The sequence below is a fragment of the Streptomyces sp. PH9007 genome, assembly GCF_059813725.1.
The window spans coordinates 2,590,270-2,610,276 of the sequence record NZ_CM187440.1; the positions used below are offsets into that span (position 1 = coordinate 2,590,270).

Genomic DNA, 20,007 nt, shown 5'->3' on the forward strand with positions numbered 1-20,007 from the left:
CCGCACTGCCCCCGGAAGCGGGTACCGGCCGACTGATGACGGCCGTGTTCACCGATGTCCTTTTCGCACTTATGGGGGGCCTCGTCCTGGCCCGGGGATTGTTCCCGGATACCGATGGCCCGGGTGAATTCCTGGCGGCGCTGGCGGCCGTGGCGCTCGGCCTCTCCTTCGTCAATCATGTGATTGTGGTCCGTCTCTTTCGAGCGAGCCTCGGAAAGCTGCTGTGGGGTCTGCGGATGGTCCGCGTGACCGACATCGGACGGCCTCGTGTGTTCCAGTCGGTACGCCGTTGGCTCGCCGGTTACTTTCTCTTCATCCTCGCGATGCTGCTGGAGGACGCCGACATCCTCGGCGAGGCCTGCGGGGTCCGCACGGTGCGCCGCCGGGACCTACGCTCTTAGCTGAATCGACCCGTCCCGCACCACTCGGCCCGGCACTCGTGCGCCCCCTGCGGCCCCCGGCCGCCGCGCCGTTCATCGCTGCCGCCTCTCGTACAGGGCCTCGATCTCGCGGGTGTGATCGCGCACCACCGCCGCCCGGCGCAGGGTGCCGGCCGGGGTCAGATAGCCGGACGCCACCGTGAAGGGGCGCGGCAGCAGCCGGAATCGCTGGATGCGCCCGGCGTCCTCCACCACCCGCTGGATGTGGCGCAGCAGTTCGGGGTCCTCGGCCATCCGCTCGGCCGCCGCGGGGCGGCGCCCGGCGGCCCGCAGCCACTGGGCGAGCCCCTCGGGGTCCAGGGTGAGCAGCGCGGTGAGGTACGGGCGCCGGTCGCCGACCACCACGCAGTGGCCGATCAGCGGGTCGGCGCGTACCGCCCGTTCCAGCGGTCCGGGGACGAAGCGCCCGCCGTCCGCCGTGGTGATGAGGTCCTGCTTGCGTCCGTCGACGGTCAGATAGCCGTCGTCGTCCAGCGTGCCGAGGTCGCCGGTGGGCAGCCAGCCGCCGTTGACGGTGACGGGGCGGATGCTGCGGGTGCGGGAGTCCCAGTAGCCGCTGCATATCTGGCCGCCGCGCAGCAGGATCTCGCCGTCGTCGGCGATGCGCACCGCCGTACCGGGCAGCGGCCAGCCCACGGTGCCCAGGCGCGGGGCGTGCGGTGGGGCGAGGACGGCGGTGGCGGCCGTCTCGGTGAGGCCGTACGCCTCGTGGACGGGGATGCCGGCGCCCTCGTAGAAGGTCGCCAGGGAGTCGCTGAGCGGGGCGCCACCGCTGATCACGAAGCGGACCTCGCCACCCAGGGCCTCCCGCACCCGCCGGTAGACGGTGGGCTCGTACAGCGAGCGTCCGGCGCGCAGGCTCAGCCCCGGGCCGTCCCCCGTGCCGTGCTGTTCGGCCCGCACGGCGGCGCCGATCCGGCGGGCGAGCGCGGCGCCGCGGTCGAAGGCGGCGCCGCGGCCCGCCTCTTCGGCTGCGGTGCGGGTGGCGTGGTGGACGCGTTCCAGCAACTGCGGGGTGGCGACGAGGAAGGTGGGCCGGAAGCCGGCCAGGTCGGGCAGGGTGTCGCCGGGGGCGTGCCCGAGCCGGATGCGGGCGCGGACGCAGCTCAGGGCGACGGTGCGGCCCAGCGCGTGGGCGAGCGGCAGGGTGAGCAGGGTGGCGGCCGGCCGGTCGGTCAGTGAGCGGTGGATGGGGTACAGCAGCTCGATCGCGTTGTCGATCCTGGTGAACAGGTGGGCGTGGGTGAGGACGCAGCCCTGTGGGAGGGCGGCGGTGCCCGAGGTGTGGGTGAGGGTGGCGATGTGTCCAGGGGTGAGCAGCCGGCGGCGTTCACCGACGGCGGAGTGCGGCAGGGCCCGGCCGGCGGCGGAGATCTGGCCGATGGCGCTGGATTCGCTGCCGTGGATGGCGGTGAGCTGCCACAGGTGTTCCAGGTGCGGGAGTTCGGCGCGGATGGCGGTGAGGGTGCGGGCCTCCTCCACACCCTCCACGGCGCAGGCACGGGCGCCGGCGTCCCGCAGGATCCAGCTGACCTGCCGGGCGGTGGCGGTGGGGTGCACCGGCACGGTGATCAGCCCGGCGGCCCAGGCGGCGAAGTCGAGGAGCGTCCACTCGTACCGGGTGCGGGACATGATGGCGAGCCGGTCGCCGGGGGCCAGGCCGTGGGCGATCAGGCCCTTGGCGACGGCGAGCACCTCGCCGGCGAACTCGGCGCAGGTGACGTCGTACCAGGTGCCGTCGCGGTGTTGGCGGCTGAACGCGACGGCGTCGGGGGCCTGCTGGGCGTTGACGAACGGGATGTCCGCGAGGCTGCCCTGTTCGACGGCGGGGACCAGCGCGGGCAGTGATGCCTCGACGACGGCACCGTGCGCGCGGCGCAGCCGGGGACGGATGACGGCGGGGGGTGGTGCGTGGGGGTCTTGCGGTGGCGTCATGGGCACTCCCGGCACGGTGCGGCGGTTCTCCGGGATTCTGCCCGCCCGCGTGGCGCCCTGACCGGCTCCTTCACCGGACCGGCACGCCTTTGTCCGGCGGGGCGGCGGTCGTACCGGCACACATCCGCCCAAGGGCGGGGGAAGGTCGGCGCGATCACAGCGTACCCACGGCTCTCTCCTTGCCATGGGCATGGTAGCCCGGCTCGGGCCTGCCCCCGGCCCCGGAAGCGGACGACGCCGCCCGCCGCCTCCGGAGCGGAGGGGGCGGGCGGCGTCGAAAGGGGGCAGTGCGGCCGTGCGGCTAGGCGGTGGCCACCGCCGGGCCCGAGGGCTTCGCCGGGCGGGACGCCTCGGAGTCCTCCCGGTCCACCTCGTTGATGTCGAAGCTCTTGGCGTTGTCGTACGCGTCCCGGTCCAGGATGCCCTCGCGGGCCGCGACGATCACCGGCACGGCGGCCTGGCCGGCCACGTTCACGGCGGTGCGGATCATGTCCAGGATCGGGTCGATCGCCAGCAGCAGGCCGACGCCCTCCAGCGGCAGCCCCAGGGTGGACAGCGTCAGCGTGGTCATCACGGTGGCGCCGGTGAGCCCGGCGGTGGCGGCGGAGCCGATCACCGACACGAACGCGATCAGCACGTAGTCCTGGACGCCGAGGCTGACGTCGAAGATCTGCGCCACGAAGATCGCGGCCAGCGCCGGGTAGATCGCGGCGCAGCCGTCCATCTTGGTGGTGGCGCCGAACGGCACGGCGAAGGAGGTGTACTCCTTCGGCACCCCGAGCCGCTCGGTGACGCGCTGGGTGACGGGCAGGGTGCCCACCGAGGAGCGGGAGACGAAGGCCAGCTGGATGGCTGGCCAGGCACCGCGGAAGAACTGGATCGGGTTGAGGCCGGCGGTGAAGCGCAGCAGCAGCGGGTAGACACCGAACAGCACCAGCAGCGAGCCCACGTACACGTCGATGGTGAAGGTGGCGTAGTCGCCGAGCAGGTCCCAGCCGTAGTTGTTGATGGAGCGGCCGATCAGCCCGAGGGTGCCCAGCGGGGCGAGGCGGATGATCCACCACAGGGCCTTCTGGAGCAGCGCCAGCGCGGTCTCGCCGAAGGTGACCAGCGGGGCGGCCTTCTCACCGAGCTGGAGCGCGGCGATGCCGACGGCGGCGGCCAGGAAGACGATCTGGAGGACCTTCAGCTCGGTGAAGGGCGTGATCACGTCGGTGGGGATGATCCCGGTGAGGAAGTCCAGCCAGGAGCCGGAGTTCTCGGGGGCCTGGCCGTCGGCGGCGGACAGCGCCGAGCCGGAGCCGGGGTTGGTGATCAGGCCGATGGCCAGACCGATGGCCACGGCGACCAGGGAGGTGATGAGGAACCACAGCAGGGTGCGGCCGGCCAGCCGGGCGGCGTTGGAGACCTTGCGGAGGTTGGTGATGGAGACGGCGATGGCGAAGAACACCAGCGGGGCTACGGCCAGCCGCAGCAGCTGGACGAACCGGCCGCCTATCTCGTCCAGGGTGCGGGCCAGCCAGTCCACCTCCCAGTTGCGGGCTATCCAGCCGAGCAGCACACCGGCGGCGAGGCCGATGAGGATCTGGGCCCAGAACGGCGGCAGGGAGAACCGGGGTCTGGTGGGGGTGGAGGTCGAGCCTGCGGGCTCGGTGGAGTCCGCGGGGGAGGACGGGGAGGACACGGGCACACTCCGGTCAAGGGATGACGTCTCGGGATGGTTCGGGGCAGGGTGATGCCCCGGGGCACACAGCAGGAAGGATCGTCGCGGGGCGGCCGGAAGGCCAGAGGGCCGGCGACGGAAGAATCAGCTGCAACAGGCCGCGGTGGGGCGGCGGCACAGATCGATGTGCAGGCGCGCGACAAGAAGCACCCCGTGCAAGGGGCGCGGCGCGGCTGCTGTGTTCATGTCCATCACGGTAGCACCAGGACACCGTGACGCGGCTCACACCGGCGTACGCCGGGAGCACGGGCGGCGCCCATGGCAGCGGAAGCTCCGGGAAGGACGCCAGGAAGGGTGAACGGCCCGCGCGGAGCGGGCCGGGCGGGCTCAGGCGGAACGGGCGGCATCGTCCGCGTCGTCTTCCATGCCCTGGTTGCTGCGCAGCTTGCTCATCGCACGGTCGACCCGGGGGGCCACCTCCTGCGACATGGCGTCGCGCTGGCCGCGCAGCAGCACGAAGCTGAGCGGGGCCGAGACCAGCATCGACAGCAGCAGCAGCCACAGCGGGTTGGCGGTGCCGAAGCTTTCGGGGATGACACCGACGTAGGCGAGGACGGCGACCACCGCGAAACAGCCGGCGAAGATCGCCAGCCGCAGACCCGTATAGCGAAGCGTCGCGCTCTTGGTGCTGCTGCTCACGGTGGGGACCCTTTTCCTGCGTTCTCTGCGTTTCTGCGTCGTTGGCCTTCCAGTCAAGCACACGGCCGGCGGCCCTACGTCAGCGGCATCCACATGGTGATGTCGTCGCGCAGTTCCCCGCCCCCGACCGCGATCGCGTCCGGGACCCGGCCGACCTCCTTGTAGCCGCAGGAGGCGTAGAAGCGTTCGAGGCCCATGCCGCCGCGGCAGGTCAGCCGTATCGCGCTGATCCCGCCGAAGCCGCGTATCGCCTCCGCCGCGGCGCCCATCAGCTGCCGCCCGGCCCCGCCGCCCTGGCGGTCCGGGCGCACCATCACCGTCTTGAGCCACACCCAGTGGCCCATCAGGGGGTGGCCGGTGTGCGCGATGAACGCGGTCGCCGCGGCGGTGCCGTGCTCGTCGACGCCCAGCAGCAGCCGGGTGCCGCCGGCGGTGACGCCCGCCAGGTGCCGGTCCAGCTCGGGCAGCACGTCGGCCGGGCCGACCCCGGGCGGAAAGCCCACCGCCCCGCCCGCGTTGACCACCTCGGCCCACAGCCCGGCCAGCTCCCCGCGCAGGGCGGGGGTGATCTCCGGATCGAGTACGTACCTCACCGCGGCGATCCGCCCCTCACACCCGCATCGGCTGCGGCGACTCGCGCCGCCCCGCGTCCGGGCCGTCGTACTCGCGCACGATCTCGTACCGGGTGTTGCGCTCCACCGGGCGGAACCCGGCGTCGCGGATCAGCTCCAGCAGGTCCTCGCGGGTCAGCTTGTCCGGGGTGCCGAAGTTGTCGGCGTCGTGGGTGATCTTGTACTCCACGACCGAGCCGTCCATGTCGTCCGCGCCGTGCTGGAGGGCCAGCTGGGCGGTCTGCACGCCGTGCATCACCCAGAAGACCTTCACATGCGGCACGTTGTCGAACAGCAGCCGGGAGACCGCGAACGTGCGCAGCGCCTCCGCGCCGGTGGCCATCGTGGTGCGGGCCTGGAGCCGGTTGCGGATCTTGCCGTCCTTCATGTCCACGAAGTCGTGCTGGTAGCGCAGCGGGATGAAGACCTGGAAACCGCCGGTCTCGTCCTGGAGCTCGCGCAGCCGCAGCACGTGGTCCACCCGGTGCCGGCGCTCCTCGATGTGGCCGTACAGCATGGTGGCCGGGGTCTTGAGCCCCTTCTCGTGCGCCAGGCGGTGGATGCGGGACCAGTCCTCCCAGTGCGTGCGGTGGTCCACGATGTGCTGGCGGACCTCCCAGTCGAAGATCTCCGCGCCGCCGCCGGTCAGCGACTCCAGACCGGCGTCGATCAGCTCGTCGAGGATCTCGGACGCGGAAAGGCCGGAGATCGACTCGAAGTGGTGGATCTCGGTCGCCGTGAACGCCTTGAGCGACACCGTGTCCGGCAGCACTTCCTTCAGCGCCCGCAGCGACCGCGGGTAGTAGCGCCACGGCAGCGACGGGTGCAGCCCGTTGACGATGTGCAGCTCGGTGAGCCGGTCGCCCTCCATGGCCTTCGCCAGCCGCACCGCTTCCTCGATGCGCATGGTGTACGCGTCCTTCTCCCCCGGCTTGCGCTGGAAGGAGCAGTACGCGCACGAGGCCGTGCACACATTGGTCATGTTGAGGTGGCGGTTGACGTTGAAGTGGACGACGTCGCCGTTCTTCCGGGTACGGACCTCGTGCGCCAGATCACCCAGCCACGCGAGATCGTCCGCCTCGTACAGGGCGATGCCGTCCTCCCGGGACAGCCGTTCCCCCGCACGCACCTTCTCCTCAAGGTCCCGCTTGAGCCCCGCGTCCATCCCTCGCGCCTCCTCGCCTCGACCACGGTGGGCGGTCCGTGGCACGCACGCCCGTACGTACCCACGCACATCACCCATTGACCCTACGCCTGACCCCCGACAGGCAGTTCCCCGACCCGGTTCTCCCACTTCGTGGAGAGCACGATCGTGGTGCGTGTGCGGGAGACCCCCTGGGTCCCCGAGAGCCGCCGGATGGTGCGTTCCAGGCCGTCCACGTCCGGGGCCCGCACCTTGACCATGAACGAGTCGTCGCCGGCGATGAACCAGCAGTCCTCGATCTCCGCCAGCTCCTTCAGCCGCCCCGCGACGTCCTCGTGGTCCACCGCGTCCGACAGCTGGATCCCGATCAGCGCCGTCACCCCCAGGCCCAGCGAGCGCGCGTCCACCGTCGCCCGGTAGCCCGTGAGGACCCCGGCCGCCTCCAGGCGGTTGATGCGGTCGGTGACACTGGGCCCCGACAGGCCCACCAGACGCCCCAGCTCCGCGTACGAGGCGCGTCCGTTCTCGCGCAACGCCTGGATGAGCTGCCTGTCCACCGCGTCCATCGTCACAGAGCCTTCCTCATCACCTGGTCCGGTCGATGTGCACAGATGAATCTAAGGCATACGTGCCCGGTGACCTTAACTGTGCCCGTCCAGCCGGGCGGCTGCCCCCAGCTCGCCATTCCAACGGCGGTACAGCGCGTGCGACACCCCGGCCGCGTCCAGCACCCGCCCGGCGACGAAGTCCACCAGCTGCTGAAGATCGCGCGCCCCCGCGTAGAAGGCGGGCGAGGCCGGGGCCACCACGGCGCCCGCCTCGTCCAGCGCGACCAGATGGCGCAGCGTCGGCCCGGTCAGCGGGGACTCGCGCACCGCCACGACCAGCGGCCTGCGCTCCTTCAGCGTCACCGAGGCGGTCCGCTGGAGGAGGTCCTTGGAGAGCCCGAGCGCCACCCCCGCCACGGCCGCCGTCGAGGCCGGCACGATCAGCATGCCCTTGGCCGGGTACGAGCCGGAGGAGGGCCCGGCGCCCAGGTCGCCGGCCGGCCAGTACCGCACGGCGTCCCCGGTCTCCACCGTGAAGGTGCCCGGCTTGCCGTCGGCGCCCTGCTCCAGCCAGCCGGTCAGGTCCGCCCGCCAGTGCGCGTCGCGGAACGGCGCGCCCGTCTCATCCAGAAGGGTGAGCCGGGCCGCCCGGCTGACCACCAGGTCCACCGCCTCCCCCGCGGCGAGCAGCGCCCGCAGCACGGCGGCGGCGTACGGGGTGCCCGAAGCCCCCGACACCCCCACGATCCAGGGGCGTCGCCCACTCGTTCCGGCGCTGCTCGGCATGGGTCCGAGCGTAACGAACCGGCCTGCGGGAGCTAACAGTCCCCTTACCGGACGGTGACGCCTTCGCCACAGAAGAGTGCCTGCGCGCCCCTGCGGTGCCCGCCCCATGGAAACTGGAGGCGCACCGAACCGCACGGCCCGTACCACCGTCCCCCCACCCGTACGCCCCAGGAGCCCGACATCGATACCCCGCGACGCACCGTACTGCGCCGGATGGCCGCCCTCGGCGGGGTCGCCGCGCTCGCCATCAGCACCGGCGGCTGCACCCTGATCCAGCAGGCCCAGACCGGGCTGACCGTCAGCGGCGCGGCCGATCAGCTGCTCTCCTGGGAAGGGCTGTCCCTCCAGGCCACGCTCGACGCCACCCCCGACGAGATGTACGACTATCTGCTGCGGATGGCGTCGCGGGACGGCGGCCCCGAGCCGTCGATGGACGAGGCGCGGCTGCTGGCCGACATGGAACTGCTCGCGGTGATCGGCGACCCGGAGCGCGAGATCCGGATGAAGGACCGCGAGAACGCCGACCCGCTGGCCGGCGCCGTCGCCCTGAACTTCGGCGGCCTGGACGCGGTCGGCGTGAAGAACATACTGGGCAGGACGTTCGTGCGGGTCTCGGTGGACACCGTCGTCCGCGACGTCTACCGGGGCGACGAGGCCGCCAACGCCGAGGCCGCGCACTTCCTGCGCGACGCCGGGGCCCTGCCCGACTCGCTGCGGGTGGCGCGCGGGGCGCTGCGCGGCGAGTGGGTGGAGATCGACCCGTACCAGTACGACGGGTACGCGCGCGCCGTCAGCGAGCACACGGTGCTAGGCGAGCGCGAGGCCGAGGTCTTCGCCGCCGCGATGTCGGACGGCGGCAACACGCTGGACCCGGCCGGGCAGTGGCGGTTCGCCGCGGACCTGGGCTCGGCACTGCGCTCGGGGGCGACCCTGCGGCCCGCCGGGCAGGAGCGGGGCGCGGACTTGGTCGAGGTGCGGCTGCCGGCCGGGCAGGCGCAGCGGGCGCTGTCCCCGCTGCTGACGCTGCTGACCGACCAGGGCGCGCGGTTCGGACTGCCGCCGGTCTTCCATCCGCCGGCCGACCCGGACGAGCAGGTCAGCGCGCGGCTGGCGATCCGCAACGGGGTGCTGAGCGAGGTCACCTTCGACCTGGGGCAGTTCGGCGGCGCGGGCGCCGGAGAGCTGCCGCTGCGGATGACGCTGACCGGCGGCTCGGCGATCGGGCTGACCCCGCCGCCGGAGAACCGGGACGTGCTGACCCCGCAGGACCTCACGGTGGCCCTGATGTACCTGGAGACGCAGCGCGAGATCCGCGCCGAGAACCCGGAGCGGGCCAACATCCCCGGTCCTCTCCAGCCCTAGGCTGGTCCGAAGGGTCGTCGCGGGGCACGGAGCCCCGCGCACCGGGTAGGAGTTACGGAGTACGAGGCACAAGGCACGAGGCACCGGGCACGCATCAGCAGGGAGGGGACACCATGCCGTACGGAGGAACCCGTGGCCGGCGCGCGCTGGCCGCCGGGGCACTCATGCTGGCCTGGCTCGGGCTGCTGTGGGTCCTGGCCGCCGCGGACGGCAGCGATCCGTACTGCCTGCCGTTCGACTACGACCCGCCGCTGGTGTGCGAGTACGGCATCGAGCCGCGTGACACCGGCGGCCTGCTGGACATCTATCCGGCCGCGTTCCTGCACTTCGGCTTCGATCATCTGGCGGCCAACAGCTGGCCGCTGGTCATCTTCGGCTTCCTGGCCGCGCTGCGCGGCATCGCGCGCTTCCTCGCCGTGTCGTTCGTGATCATCACGGTCTCGGGGCTCGGCGTGTGGCTGACCGCCTCGGGCGGCTCGATCACGGCCGGCGCCTCCGGGGTGGTTTTCGGCCTGTTCGGCTATCTGCTGGCGCGCGGCTTCGTGGAGCGCAACGCGCTGGACATCACGGTCGGCCTGACCGTCTTCCTGTTGTACGGCTCGCTGCTGTGGGGGGTGCTGCCGACCCAGAACGGGGTGTCCTGGCAGGGCCATCTGTTCGGGCTGCTGGGCGGCGTGGCGTCGGCGTTCTGGCTGCGCCGGGGCGACCGCGCGGGCACCCGGCCGCGCCGCCGCACGGTGTGGGACCGGCGGGGGCTGACAGGCCCACCACCGGGGCACCCCGGGTGACTACAGTCACATCATGAGCATCGACATCGTCAATCCCGCACTGAACGACTATCTGCTCGACCACGCCACCCCGGCGGACGACGTGCTGCGCGAGCTGGCGGAGGAGACCCACCGTGTGCTGCCGCGCAATGCCGGTATGCAGGTCAGCCACGACGAGGGCACGTTCTTGACGCTGCTGGTGAAGATGACCGGCACGCTGCACGCCGTGGAGGTGGGCACCTTCACGGGCTACTCCTCGATCTGCATCGCGCGCGGGCTGGCGCCGGGCGGCCGGCTGCTGGCCTGCGACGTCAGCGAGGAGTGGACCGGGACGGCCCGGCGCTACTGGGAGCGGGCCGGGGTCGCGGACCGCATCGACCTGCGGATCGCGCCGGCCGCCGAGACACTGCGGGCGCTGCCGCGCGAGGAGTATCTGGACTTCGCCTTCATCGACGCGGACAAGACCGGCTACCCCGTGTACTACGAGGAGCTGCTGTCGCGGCTGCGGCCGGGCGGGGTGATCGTGCTGGACAACGTGCTGCGCGGTGGCCGGGTGGTCGATCCGGCGGCGCGGGACGAGGCGGATGTGGTGATCCGGGGGCTGAACGACGCGATCGTGGCCGATGAGCGGGTGGAGAGCGTGCTGCTTCCGCTGCGCGACGGTGTGACGGTGGTCCGAAAGCGCTGACCGGACGACAAGCCGGACATATATGCTGAACATATGCCGGAACTTCCCGAGGTCGAGGCACTGCGCGACTTCCTCACCGGCCACCTCGTGGGACGCGAGGTGGCCACCGCGCTGCCGGTGTCCTTCCACGTACTGAAGACGTACGACCCGCCACTGAGCGCCGTGGCCGGGCGCACGGTGACGGGTGTGGCCCGGCACGGCAAGTTCCTGGACCTGACGCTCGGCGGCGGGCAGGACCCCCCGCTGCATCTGGTCACCCACCTGGCACGGGCCGGCTGGCTGCGCTGGCAGGAGAAGCTGCCGGCCGCGCCGCCGCGCCCCGGCAAGGGCCCGCTGGCGCTGCGGGTCACCCTCGCCGATCTTCCCCCGGACTCCTCCCCCGGCCTTCGGCCGGGCGGTGCCACCGGGGAGGGGCCGCCGGGCGCCGGCTTCGACCTGACCGAGGCCGGTACCCAGAAGCGGCTGGCGGTGTACGTGGTCCGCGACCCGGCCGAGGTCCCGGGCATCGCCCGGCTCGGCCCGGACCCGCTCGCGGACGCGTTCACCGCCGAGGCGCTGGCGGCGATCCTCGACGGGGAACGCCGGCAGCTCAAGGGCGTGCTGCGCGACCAGTCGACCATCGCCGGGATCGGCAACGCCTACTCGGACGAGATTCTGCATGTCGCGCGCATGTCACCCTTCAAGCCCGCGGGTCGCCTGACCGCATCCGAGACCACCGCCCTCCACGAGGCGATCCGCACCACCCTGAGTGATGCCATCGCCCGCTCCCGGGGCGTCGCCGCCGGAAAGCTCAAAGCGGAGAAGAAGAGCGGACTGCGTGTCCACGGCCGCACCGGCGAACCCTGCCCGGTGTGCGGGGACACCATCCGCGAGGTGTCCTACCGGGACTCCTCGCTCCAGTACTGCCCGACCTGCCAGACCGGCGGCAAGCCGCTGGCCGACCGGCGCACCTCACGCTTCCTGAAGTGACTCCGCGTCCTCGTCCGCGTCCTCCGCTTCCCCATCCTCGCCGGCGTCGCCGCGGACATTGACCCCGTGCGTCTCGGCGATCTCGCCGAGCCCGCCGGCGTACCCCCGGCTGATGGCATGGAACCCCCAGCCGTCCTCCCCCAGGGTCAGCTCGCCCAGCGTCAGACCCGTGCAGTGCACCGGACCGACCGGGAAGCCGTAGCACAGCAGCTCGGTGTCACCGGCCGGGTCCAGCAGCCGGATGTGCAGCGCCCGCGCGTGCGACAGGTCGTGCCCGCGCGCCTCCGCGTCGTGGACGGACAGGGCGAACCGTACGGTCACCGCCCGCTCGTCCAGCTCCGGCAGCCGCACGGTGATGCGCGCCTCCCGGGTGCCCTCCTCCTCGCCCTCGCCCGGCTCCTCGGCGGCCAGCTGGACGCTCTCGTCGCCCGGGTCGAGGTTGTTGTAGAAGATGAAGTGCCCGTCCGAGAGGACCTGGCCGTCCTCGTCGAGGATCAGCGCGGAGGCGTCGACCTCGGGGGCGTCCTCCGGCTCCGTGTCCTCCGGGTCCTGCCAGTCGAGCCCGATCATGAACGTGTCGGCGCCCGGCAGCACATCGTCGAGCAGCAGCCGCTGCCCGGTCGCCAGCGGCAGCCGGCCGCCGCCGGGGCGCGGGCAGCTCGACAGCAGCACCGCCCGGGGGTCCACCCGGGTCGGCTGGTAGGCGAGCGCCTCCTCCACCGGCTCGGCCGGCAGATCGACGGCCAGAATCGCCAGCTCGCGCAGCCGCTCGGCGACCTCCGAGGCGCTGTCCGGCCGGTCGTCCGGGTCCTTGGCCAGCAGCGTCATGATCAGCTCGTCCCACTCCGCCGGCAGCTCGGGGCGCAGCTCGCTGGGCGGCGGCGGATCGCTCTCCATCTGCTGCCGCAGCAGCTGGTACAGCGAGGCGCCGTGGAACGGTGGCCGGCCGGTGGCCAGCGCGTACAGCACACAGCCGAAGGCGTACAGGTCGCTGCGCGCGTCCACGGTGCCGCCCTCGACCTGCTCGGGCGACATGTAGGCCGGGGTACCGATGACGACACCGGTGGAGGTGAGCCGGGCGTGATCGGTGGACTCGGCGAGCACGGCGGCGATCCCGAAGTCGAGGACCCGGGCCAGACCGTCCGACTCGACCATCACATTGCCGGGCTTCAGATCCCGGTGCACCACCCCGGCGTCGTGGGCCACGGCCAGCGCGCGGCAGATCTTCTCCCCCCACCGGCCGACCTCGCCCAGCGGCGGGATCTCCTCCGCCAGCACCTGGTCAAGCGACCGCCCCGGCAGCCGCTCCATCACCAGATACAGCACGGTACTGCCGTCGAACTCCGCCTCACCGACATCGTGCACGGTGACGATGTACGGACTGGACAGCCCCGCCAGCAGCTTGGCCTCACGGGCGAAGCGCTGCCCGGCCTGCGGATCGCGGCCGACCGCCGAGGTGTTCACCACCTTGATGGCGACCTGCCGCTCCAGCCGCATATCGAGCGCTTCCCAGACGGTGCCCATGCCGCCCGCTCCCAACAGCGGCCCGATCTGGTACCGGTCATCGAGAACCCGGCCCTGCATCTTCTGCACCCCCTGGCACACCGAACTGTTCGCCGCCCCGGGTACGTTAGCCGTTCTGCTGTCTGCCAGCGGAAAGGGCGCCGCTGACGCTAACTTTATGCGGCACAGGCGGCCGTGAAGAGGGGACAGGGATGAGTGGCATAGCAGGAGACACCGGAAATCCGGCCCAACCCCCCTGGCCGCCCTACCCACCGGCCCACTCAACACCCGGCGGACAGGGCCGTTCCCCCGGCCCCTACCTGCTGATCTCCGCCCTGATCATCGTGGGCGCGCTCCTCGGATTCCTGGCCTACCAGTCGGCGAGCGGCAAGCAGGAACAGGACCGCACCGAACCCGGCGGCGACCCGGCCGCCCCGCTGTACATCCACGCCGTGGACGACGTCCTGCCGGACCAGCAGTGCCCCGCCGCCGAGCAGGCCGGCGGCACCGCCATCTTCGCCCCGGACATCGCCTCCTGCCTGATCCTGGACACCCTCACCCACACCATGACGGTCGACGGCCTGCTGGAGGTGGCCGCCGACTACGACACGGCCGCCGGAGGCTGGCTCATCCAGCTGACCTTCACCGCCGAGGACGGCGCCCTCTTCGGCGATCTGACGGAAGCCGTCGCCGCCCGTCCGGTGCCGCAGAACCAGCTGGCGATGCTGCTCGACGGCGAACTGCTCACCGCGCCCTCCGTCATGGCGCGCATCGACGGCGGACAGGTACAGATCTCCGGCAGCTTCACCCGGGAGGAGGCCGAGGCGCTGGCCGCCCGCCTGGCCCCCTGACCAGCACGGCCCGGACGGTACGCACCATCCACCGGGGGCGGCGGAACACATCGACCGCGGTGAACCGCAGCACGCCCCGCACCCCCGGGGTCGCCATCAGACGGTTGAACCGCACCACGTCCCGCTGATGGGCGGCGGCACCGCCGTGCCACCGGCGGCCCTCCACCTCCACCACCACCCCCTGGTCCGGGAAGAAGAAGTCCACCCGCAGCCCGCCCAGCCGCGCCTGACACCACGGATCGAGCCCCGCCTCCACCATCCGCAACCGCGCCACGGTCTCGGCCGGCGACCCCGACTCACCGCGCGCCAGGTCGAGCGCGGCCAAGCCACGCCGCTTCCCCCGCAGCCCGGCAAGCACCGCACGTACCTGCCGCACCTCCACAGCACCGGCCCGCAAGGCGGAATCGGCCACCACCACCCCCTCGTCGACCCCGCCCTCGCCCACCGGCGCCCGCAGCACATCGGCGACCGTCCGGGCCGCCCCGGTGACCCGCACGCCCCGGTCCACCACCACGACCTCCTCCTCGCTCAGCGGCCCCCGGTGCACCCGCAACCCGCCCAGCGGACCTCCGCCCCCGACCCGGGTCACCTCCAACGCGTGCCGCAGTACTCCCCCAGCTAACGCTGGGAGGGGCCCCCAGTCGCTTCGCTCACCCGGGCAGCGCGGCAGCCGACCGGTGGCTGGCGACCACATCGGGCCGCCGCCGCTGCACCGCGTACAGCCGCATCCAGAAACTCACCTCGCACCCCGGCTCGGCGTACGCGCCCGACCCCACCCGCTGCCACCCGCGCCGCCGCAACACCCCGCGCACCGTGCCGATCCCCACCCCGGCCCGCACCATGTCCTCCACGAACAGCACTCCCCCATGACGAACCCCCAGCTCCTCCCACACGGCATCGAACGCGGTCACGGAGCAATCACACACGGTAACGAGAAAGATATCCACCCCTGTGGATAACTTCCGGCACGGGACTGTCAGTGCCTGGTCCTACCGTGACGGCATGACAGAAGACGTGCTGGAGCCGTACCGCCGCGAGCTGACCGGCTACTGCTACCGGATGCTGGGGTCGGCCTTCGAGGCGGAGGACGCGGTCCAGGAGACGATGATCCGCGCCTGGCGCGGCCTGGACCGCTTCGAGGGCCGGTCCGCACTGCGCTCGTGGCTGTACCGCATCGCCACCAACGTCTGCCTGACGACGCTGGACGGCAACAAGCGCCGCGCCCGCCCCATGGACCTGACGACCGCCGGCACCCCCGAATTCCCCCCGGGCGCGCCGCTGCCCGAGACCACCTGGGTCGAACCGATACCCGACAGCAGGCTGGACCCGGCGGAGGTGGCGGAGGCGAGGGAGTCCGTCCGCCTGGCCTTCGTGGCCGCCCTCCAGCACCTCCCGCCCCGCCAGCGTGCCGTGCTGATCCTGCGTGAGGTCCTCAGCTGGCGGGCGAGCGAGGTGGCCGAACTGCTCGACACCACCGTCCCCTCGGTCAACAGCGCCCTGCAACGCGCCCGCGCCACCCTGGCGAACGTGCAGGGCGAGCCGCCCAAGCGGCTGGAGCCGGGGGACGAGAGGCTGCTGACCCGCTACATGGTGGCGTTCGAGGCGTACGACCTGGACGCCCTGACCGCTCTGCTCCACGAGGAGGCGACCCTGACGATGCCCCCTTTCGACCTGTGGCTGCGCGGCACTCCCCACATCCGCACCTGGCTGACGGGTCACGGCATCGGCTGCCGTGGCTCCCGCCTGATCCCCACCCGGGCCAACGGCGCTCCGGCCTTCGCCCAGTACCGTCCGGGCGGCGAACCCTGGGCCCTGCAGATCATCGAGACCAGGGACGGCAGGATCAGCGGCATCAACGCGTTCCTGGAAACGGAGCGCTGGTTCCCGCTGTTCGACCTGCCGCCGAAACTCAGCCCAGGGGCTTGACCCACCTGACCCACTGCTCCTGGGGCCCGTAACCCCCGGCGCCCCAGGCCCGGTGAGCGGTCTCGTTCCGCCGCAGCACCATGGCGTCGGCCCGCCGCCCGCCCAGCGCCACGAACCGCTCCTCGGCGGCGGCGAGCAACGCCCGCCCGATCCCCTGCCGCCGCGCCCCGGGCGCGACCGCCAGCCGGTACAGATGACAGCGCCATCCGTCGAACCCGGCGATGACGGTCCCGACGATCTCCCCGTCCCGCTCGGCCAGCAGCAGGGCCCCCGCGTCCCGCTCCACCAGCCGCGTCACCCCGGCCGGATCGTCGCTGATGCTGGTCCCCTCGGCGGCGCCCTTCCAGAACACCAGCACGGCGGCCACATCATGGACCCCAGCAGCACGAACAGTCACATCAGCACCCATACCGAAAACCCTACAAGCCCCCCAAGCCGGTCACACACCGCATTGTTAGGCTTGCTCATCGGATACATGACACCGGCAAGGGGGGACGCCAGGCCATGGCCGATCAACTGGACCTGTATGTCAGCTCGGACGAACTGGACCCGATCGCGGACGCGGCACGCGGCCTCCACGACGAACTGACCGAACACGGCCGGATGGCCGAGACCGACGAACGCGCCGCCGGCGAGGCCCTGTCCGCCCACCGCTTCGCCACCGGCCGTTCCCTGACCCTGCTGGCCGAGGGCTGGAGCCGCCATGTCGACGACCTGCTGAACGACTGCGCCCGCATCTCGGGCCACCTGGACCAGACGGTCGGCGCGCACACCGAGCTGGAATACCAGATCCAGGCGGAGTTCCAGCACCTCCAGCAGTCCCCCTCCGCCTACGACAGAATCGTCGCCCTGGCCGGCGTCTCCGAACCCGCGCCCCATGACCCCCCGCCCACCGAGATCGACTGGGGGAAGGCCTGATGCCCGACTGGACCGGCGCGGGAGCGGGCTCCCTCTTCTCCACCATCAACCCGTTCCCCCTCGGGGCGAACGTCACCTACGAGAGCGTCCGCAACGCCGACCTCAACACGCTGAGCGGCGCCGTGGACTCCCTCAGCGCCCTGACGGCCAAGCTCACCGAGCTGGACCAGGACGCCGAGGCCATGAACGGGATGGCACACGGCTCACTGTGGGCAGGGCTCAACGCGACAGCATCCCGAGCACACATCCGCCGGACCGCCGGTAAGTTCACCCACGCCCGCACGCAGGCGGAAGCCCTCCACAGCATCCTCCACGACCTCCTGACCGATCTGCGAAGCGGTCAGGACGGACTGCTCCGGCTGGAAGCGAACTCCGAAGCCGAAGGCTTCCGGATCTCCCCGGAAGGGGTGATCACCAGCGCCCAGCCGCCTCATCTGCGGCTGGACCAACTGAACGCCGGTATCGGCACGGGCGGTATCGGGGAACCGGACCCGGAGGGCGTTTCCCCGGAGACGCAACAAGCCATGTGGCACGCGCACTCCCGGATCAACGAGATCATCCAGCAGGCGGGGGAGTCGGACGGCATCGCGGCCCGCGCGCTCACGGACATCCTGGCGGAAGGCGACGGCAGGTTCAGCCACACCGACCTGACGGGCATCGACGACGCCCGCGAGAACCAGGTCCAGCAGGACGCCGAAGCCGTTGCCGTCCTGGCCGGCAAAGAGAACAAGACAGCGGCGGACTGGCGCATGATGGGCGACTACTTCGCCCTCCACGCGGACGACCCGGAGTTCGCGAACCACGTCATCGACACCGTCGGCATGGAGCAGTACCTGACCCTGGCCCAGGAGCTGGACCACTCCGCGACCGAACTCGCCTCGGCGAACCTCGACATCGACGGCATCAGGACCGGCATGGCCAACACCCTCAACACCGCCATGCAGCCGTCCATCGACATCTCCACCCACCCCCCGGGATCGGGTGCCTACCAGAGTTGGCTTCGCACTGAGGAAGGCCAGGCATACGAACGCCGCCTGAACGCCCTCAATGCCCTCGGCCCCGAGCGCCTGCACGAGCCGGAGGAGCCCGCCTGGCTGGACTCCGTCCAGGACAACCGAATCGGCTACGACCTCTTCCTCGATCTCATGGAGAGCGCGGACGAGCCGATGAACGACATCTTCTACTACGACATGCTCGACGGCCTGGTCGCGGCGGAGAAGGAAAGCCCCATCATCTGGTCCGGCGAGCGATACCCCGACAACGAGCACGGCTGGGACCCGAAGAACAACGGAACGGACCGCCTCCTCGCATTGGGCGCCCGCAACAACGTCGAAGCGACAACTCACTTCTTCGACCCCGATCGGACCGATAACCTCGGCTACTTCATTGGCGATGGGGAAAAGAGCCGCGATCTCTTTTATGGCTCCGACCTGACCCAGTATCTCCTCAGTGGCCGCTCGTTCAACGAGGCTCCGGGCCTCACCGCGGCTCTGGAAACCGCTGCGACCGGCCGTCCTTCGGGTGGAGCGGTCGGTCCCGGCTACGAGGGGCATTCGGAAGTCAACATCCGTATCGCCGAGGAGGTGTGGAACACCTACGCCGAAAATCCCGCCAGGTCCAGAGGCGACCTGAATTCTCCGGATATGCGCCCCACTCTGGGGACGATCGCCGCCGACTACATAGCCGACATCTCCCATGCAGTAGCGGATGTGACGCACGACAACCAAGAGGCAGATTTCAGCAATCACTCGGCGACGCTCCTCTATGAGGTCGGAAAGAATGTCGACGCCTATCAGCTGATCACGGCAGCCAACCTGTACGACATGAACTTGGCCATGGACAGTGCAGTCAATGAGCACGGCCATAACGAAAGAGCGCTGGAGACGGCGGCAGGAAACGTGGCCAACCGAAATGGACAAGTCAGTGGAATCTTGACCGACGCATACGCAACCGCTCGCTACGACAATCAGATCGCTGCTGACGCTGCCGCCAATGCGTCCGTGGACCAATGGGAAGAAATGGCCTCCGTCCTGCTGGGCGGAGCCGTTTACGGATCGGTACCGCTTTCGGGTTCCGCGTCCATGACGGACAGCTTTGTCCAGGGGGCCAACTCGAGCATCTTTGAATCTTTCCGTGTAGACAATTCCATCGAAGCCCGCCACCAGGAGGACAGAAACTACAGCAACTCAAGAACAGCGTACGTGGGGGCGACAACGGACGCCTTGGATCTTGCACTGGAGAGGGCCCAGATTGACACCTCTGAATTCCATAGCTACCCCCTCATGAAAGAAACCGTGGAAATCGGCGCAGGAAACGGACATGACGCCGGAAAGACCCGCATCGAACGACCGAAGTGATTCCTACCGGGGGAGAATAATATGAAAATGCTTAGGATCCTGGCACTGCTAGGGATCTCGGCCACGGCCGCAGTGGCGTGCGCCAAGGATGCCGATGAGGCTGCGAGGACGTACCCCCTTCCGCACGAGCTGTGCGGCACACAAATAGATCGGGAATCATTCGACCCGGTATTCCCACCCGGGGACACCCTGGAAACCGATGCCCACATCACCGACACCACCGACAACAATACGACCACTACCCATAATTGCGTCGTGACAGTGGATGGAAGTCGAGCCTTCTCTCTCTCCAGCATTCCAGCAACCCAGGCCGATGGGGTGGAAGATTACATCTCCGAACGAGGCTTCACGCTTGACACCGATAACCCCGAATACAGGAGCACGGGCTCTTATGAAATCTTCGCCTGGCCTCATATTGCCGTAGGGTTTTCCAACTGCACTGAATCCCAGCTGGGCAGCTCAGGGGTCGGTTTCATCATTGACCTCGGAGAGGAGCAGAAGCTGAAGGACATCGAATCCTTGAGCGCAGCTCTCGAATCCTACATGGACGGGCGGATTTCTCAGATCGGCCCCGAAAGCTGCACATTCACATAACCGACGGCGGTGGGCCACCAAGCGCCCCAGGCCGGACGCAACGAGGTTCGCTCCCGAAATACGTGCCGCCGAGGAGAAGCCGGTCCGTATAGACACCGGGCACCCAGACCCGCTTCCGGCAACTGCCCCGTAACAGAAGGGTCGCGGGTTGGCTTCCGATGTGAGGACCGGCCTGCCCCATACCGGCGGAGCGTGACCCCTGCACGTAAGCTCGGTTGGGCTCCACGCCGTAGCGCTGGGGGCAAC

21 protein-coding genes are annotated in these 20,007 nt (G+C 70.6%); 10 read left to right on the forward strand and 11 right to left on the reverse strand.

Going from position 1 to position 20,007, the window contains the following annotated elements; translation table 11 throughout:
• Positions 1 to 35: 35 nt before the first annotated feature.
• Positions 36 to 401 (forward strand): RDD family protein, encoded by a 366-nt coding sequence (locus tag ACTFAP_RS11745; protein ID WP_500469018.1) that lies wholly within the window; start codon positions 36 to 38, stop codon positions 399 to 401.
• A gap of 72 nt (positions 402 to 473) precedes the next feature.
• Here ACTFAP_RS11745 and ACTFAP_RS11750 read toward each other — a convergent pair whose 3' ends face one another.
• From ACTFAP_RS11750 to ACTFAP_RS11780, 7 genes are all read right to left on the reverse strand, one after another.
• On the reverse strand, positions 474 to 2,375 hold the full coding sequence (locus tag ACTFAP_RS11750; RefSeq protein WP_500469019.1) for an AMP-dependent synthetase/ligase: 1,902 nt from the start codon (positions 2,373 to 2,375) through the stop codon (positions 474 to 476).
• Between the two features lie 301 nt (positions 2,376 to 2,676).
• Positions 2,677 to 4,059 (reverse strand): dicarboxylate/amino acid:cation symporter, encoded by a 1,383-nt coding sequence (locus ACTFAP_RS11755; protein WP_390124319.1) that lies wholly within the window; start codon positions 4,057 to 4,059, stop codon positions 2,677 to 2,679.
• Positions 4,060 to 4,425: 366 nt separating this feature from the next.
• Positions 4,426 to 4,737, reverse strand: coding sequence for a DUF4229 domain-containing protein (locus ACTFAP_RS11760; RefSeq protein WP_390124321.1), 312 nt, complete (start codon positions 4,735 to 4,737; stop codon positions 4,426 to 4,428).
• A 74-nt stretch (positions 4,738 to 4,811) separates the two neighbouring features.
• On the reverse strand, positions 4,812 to 5,339 hold the full coding sequence (locus ACTFAP_RS11765) for a GNAT family N-acetyltransferase (protein WP_495684939.1): 528 nt from the start codon (positions 5,337 to 5,339) through the stop codon (positions 4,812 to 4,814).
• Positions 5,340 to 5,346: 7 nt separating this feature from the next.
• Positions 5,347 to 6,513 (reverse strand): aminofutalosine synthase MqnE, encoded by a 1,167-nt coding sequence (mqnE, locus tag ACTFAP_RS11770; protein WP_030736649.1) that lies wholly within the window; start codon positions 6,511 to 6,513, stop codon positions 5,347 to 5,349.
• Positions 6,514 to 6,596: 83 nt separating this feature from the next.
• The gene (locus ACTFAP_RS11775; protein WP_495684940.1) at positions 6,597 to 7,058 is read right to left on the reverse strand and encodes an Lrp/AsnC ligand binding domain-containing protein; all 462 of its coding nucleotides are present in this window, start codon (positions 7,056 to 7,058) and stop codon (positions 6,597 to 6,599) included.
• 75 nt (positions 7,059 to 7,133) lie between these two features.
• Positions 7,134 to 7,826: a UbiX family flavin prenyltransferase gene (locus ACTFAP_RS11780; RefSeq protein ID WP_495684519.1), complete on the reverse strand. Its 693-nt coding sequence runs from the start codon at positions 7,824 to 7,826 to the stop codon at positions 7,134 to 7,136.
• 213 nt (positions 7,827 to 8,039) lie between these two features.
• On the opposite strand from ACTFAP_RS11780, the gene ACTFAP_RS11785 reads away from it, so the two are divergent.
• From ACTFAP_RS11785 to ACTFAP_RS11800, 4 genes are all read left to right on the forward strand, one after another.
• A complete protein-coding gene (locus ACTFAP_RS11785) occupies positions 8,040 to 9,188 on the forward strand; it encodes a hypothetical protein (RefSeq protein WP_500469020.1) in 1,149 nt (382 codons plus the stop codon).
• A 113-nt stretch (positions 9,189 to 9,301) separates the two neighbouring features.
• Positions 9,302 to 9,976 carry a rhomboid family intramembrane serine protease gene (locus ACTFAP_RS11790; protein ID WP_390124329.1) on the forward strand — a complete coding sequence of 225 codons (675 nt, stop codon included), beginning with the start codon at positions 9,302 to 9,304 and terminating at the stop codon, positions 9,974 to 9,976.
• A 13-nt stretch (positions 9,977 to 9,989) separates the two neighbouring features.
• Complete coding sequence (locus tag ACTFAP_RS11795) at positions 9,990 to 10,643, forward strand: O-methyltransferase (protein ID WP_500469021.1); 654 nt, start codon at positions 9,990 to 9,992, stop codon at positions 10,641 to 10,643.
• A 33-nt stretch (positions 10,644 to 10,676) separates the two neighbouring features.
• The gene (locus ACTFAP_RS11800) at positions 10,677 to 11,612 is read left to right on the forward strand and encodes an Fpg/Nei family DNA glycosylase (RefSeq protein WP_500469022.1); all 936 of its coding nucleotides are present in this window, start codon (positions 10,677 to 10,679) and stop codon (positions 11,610 to 11,612) included.
• Here the strand turns inward: ACTFAP_RS11800 and ACTFAP_RS11805 are convergent.
• Positions 11,595 to 13,196, reverse strand: coding sequence for a protein kinase domain-containing protein (locus ACTFAP_RS11805; protein ID WP_390124334.1), 1,602 nt, complete (start codon positions 13,194 to 13,196; stop codon positions 11,595 to 11,597). The two genes, ACTFAP_RS11800 and ACTFAP_RS11805, sit on opposite strands and share 18 nt — an antisense overlap.
• A 131-nt stretch (positions 13,197 to 13,327) precedes the next feature.
• On the opposite strand from ACTFAP_RS11805, the gene ACTFAP_RS11810 reads away from it, so the two are divergent.
• Positions 13,328 to 13,966, forward strand: a complete 639-nt coding sequence (locus tag ACTFAP_RS11810; RefSeq protein ID WP_500469023.1) for a SecDF P1 head subdomain-containing protein — start codon at positions 13,328 to 13,330, stop codon at positions 13,964 to 13,966.
• Here ACTFAP_RS11810 and ACTFAP_RS11815 read toward each other — a convergent pair.
• The gene (locus tag ACTFAP_RS11815; RefSeq protein ID WP_500469024.1) at positions 13,920 to 14,555 is read right to left on the reverse strand and encodes an endonuclease domain-containing protein; all 636 of its coding nucleotides are present in this window, start codon (positions 14,553 to 14,555) and stop codon (positions 13,920 to 13,922) included. The genes ACTFAP_RS11810 and ACTFAP_RS11815 overlap by 47 nt on opposite strands.
• Before the next feature lie 61 nt (positions 14,556 to 14,616).
• A complete protein-coding gene (locus ACTFAP_RS11820; protein WP_500469025.1) occupies positions 14,617 to 14,877 on the reverse strand; it encodes a hypothetical protein in 261 nt (86 codons plus the stop codon).
• Between the two features lie 91 nt (positions 14,878 to 14,968).
• Between ACTFAP_RS11820 and ACTFAP_RS11825 the strand changes: the two genes are divergently transcribed.
• The gene (locus tag ACTFAP_RS11825; protein WP_400012764.1) at positions 14,969 to 15,892 is read left to right on the forward strand and encodes a sigma-70 family RNA polymerase sigma factor; all 924 of its coding nucleotides are present in this window, start codon (positions 14,969 to 14,971) and stop codon (positions 15,890 to 15,892) included.
• Here the strand turns inward: ACTFAP_RS11825 and ACTFAP_RS11830 are convergent.
• Complete coding sequence (locus ACTFAP_RS11830) at positions 15,876 to 16,301, reverse strand: GNAT family N-acetyltransferase (protein WP_400012763.1); 426 nt, start codon at positions 16,299 to 16,301, stop codon at positions 15,876 to 15,878. The two genes, ACTFAP_RS11825 and ACTFAP_RS11830, sit on opposite strands and share 17 nt — an antisense overlap.
• A gap of 95 nt (positions 16,302 to 16,396) precedes the next feature.
• Between ACTFAP_RS11830 and ACTFAP_RS11835 the strand changes: the two genes are divergently transcribed.
• From ACTFAP_RS11835 to ACTFAP_RS11845, 3 genes are read left to right on the forward strand one after another with little or no spacing between them, the layout of a single operon-like run.
• Positions 16,397 to 16,810 (forward strand): hypothetical protein, encoded by a 414-nt coding sequence (locus ACTFAP_RS11835; protein ID WP_500469026.1) that lies wholly within the window; start codon positions 16,397 to 16,399, stop codon positions 16,808 to 16,810.
• Positions 16,810 to 19,167 (forward strand): hypothetical protein, encoded by a 2,358-nt coding sequence (locus ACTFAP_RS11840; RefSeq protein WP_500469027.1) that lies wholly within the window; start codon positions 16,810 to 16,812, stop codon positions 19,165 to 19,167. Before ACTFAP_RS11835 ends, ACTFAP_RS11840 begins: the two co-directional genes overlap by 1 nt.
• Positions 19,168 to 19,188: 21 nt before the next feature.
• A complete protein-coding gene (locus ACTFAP_RS11845) occupies positions 19,189 to 19,761 on the forward strand; it encodes a hypothetical protein (protein ID WP_500469028.1) in 573 nt (190 codons plus the stop codon).
• The last annotated feature ends 246 nt before the right edge of the window (positions 19,762 to 20,007 follow it).

Coding starts and splice junctions, on each gene's coding strand:
- ACTFAP_RS11745 (WP_500469018.1), top strand. CDS start 36: ATGACGGCCGTGTTCACCGATGTCCTTTTCGCACTTATGGGGGGCCTC.
- ACTFAP_RS11750 (WP_500469019.1), bottom strand. CDS start 2,375: ATGACGCCACCGCAAGACCCCCACGCACCACCCCCCGCCGTCATCCGT.
- mqnE (WP_030736649.1), bottom strand. CDS start 6,513: ATGGACGCGGGGCTCAAGCGGGACCTTGAGGAGAAGGTGCGTGCGGGG.
- ACTFAP_RS11775 (WP_495684940.1), bottom strand. CDS start 7,058: ATGGACGCGGTGGACAGGCAGCTCATCCAGGCGTTGCGCGAGAACGGA.
- ACTFAP_RS11780 (WP_495684519.1), bottom strand. CDS start 7,826: ATGCCGAGCAGCGCCGGAACGAGTGGGCGACGCCCCTGGATCGTGGGG.
- ACTFAP_RS11785 (WP_500469020.1), top strand. CDS start 8,040: ATGGCCGCCCTCGGCGGGGTCGCCGCGCTCGCCATCAGCACCGGCGGC.
- ACTFAP_RS11790 (WP_390124329.1), top strand. CDS start 9,302: ATGCCGTACGGAGGAACCCGTGGCCGGCGCGCGCTGGCCGCCGGGGCA.
- ACTFAP_RS11795 (WP_500469021.1), top strand. CDS start 9,990: ATGAGCATCGACATCGTCAATCCCGCACTGAACGACTATCTGCTCGAC.
- ACTFAP_RS11800 (WP_500469022.1), top strand. CDS start 10,677: ATGCCGGAACTTCCCGAGGTCGAGGCACTGCGCGACTTCCTCACCGGC.
- ACTFAP_RS11805 (WP_390124334.1), bottom strand. CDS start 13,196: ATGCAGGGCCGGGTTCTCGATGACCGGTACCAGATCGGGCCGCTGTTG.
- ACTFAP_RS11810 (WP_500469023.1), top strand. CDS start 13,328: ATGAGTGGCATAGCAGGAGACACCGGAAATCCGGCCCAACCCCCCTGG.
- ACTFAP_RS11825 (WP_400012764.1), top strand. CDS start 14,969: ATGACAGAAGACGTGCTGGAGCCGTACCGCCGCGAGCTGACCGGCTAC.
- ACTFAP_RS11830 (WP_400012763.1), bottom strand. CDS start 16,301: ATGGGTGCTGATGTGACTGTTCGTGCTGCTGGGGTCCATGATGTGGCC.
- ACTFAP_RS11835 (WP_500469026.1), top strand. CDS start 16,397: ATGGCCGATCAACTGGACCTGTATGTCAGCTCGGACGAACTGGACCCG.
- ACTFAP_RS11840 (WP_500469027.1), top strand. CDS start 16,810: ATGCCCGACTGGACCGGCGCGGGAGCGGGCTCCCTCTTCTCCACCATC.
- ACTFAP_RS11845 (WP_500469028.1), top strand. CDS start 19,189: ATGAAAATGCTTAGGATCCTGGCACTGCTAGGGATCTCGGCCACGGCC.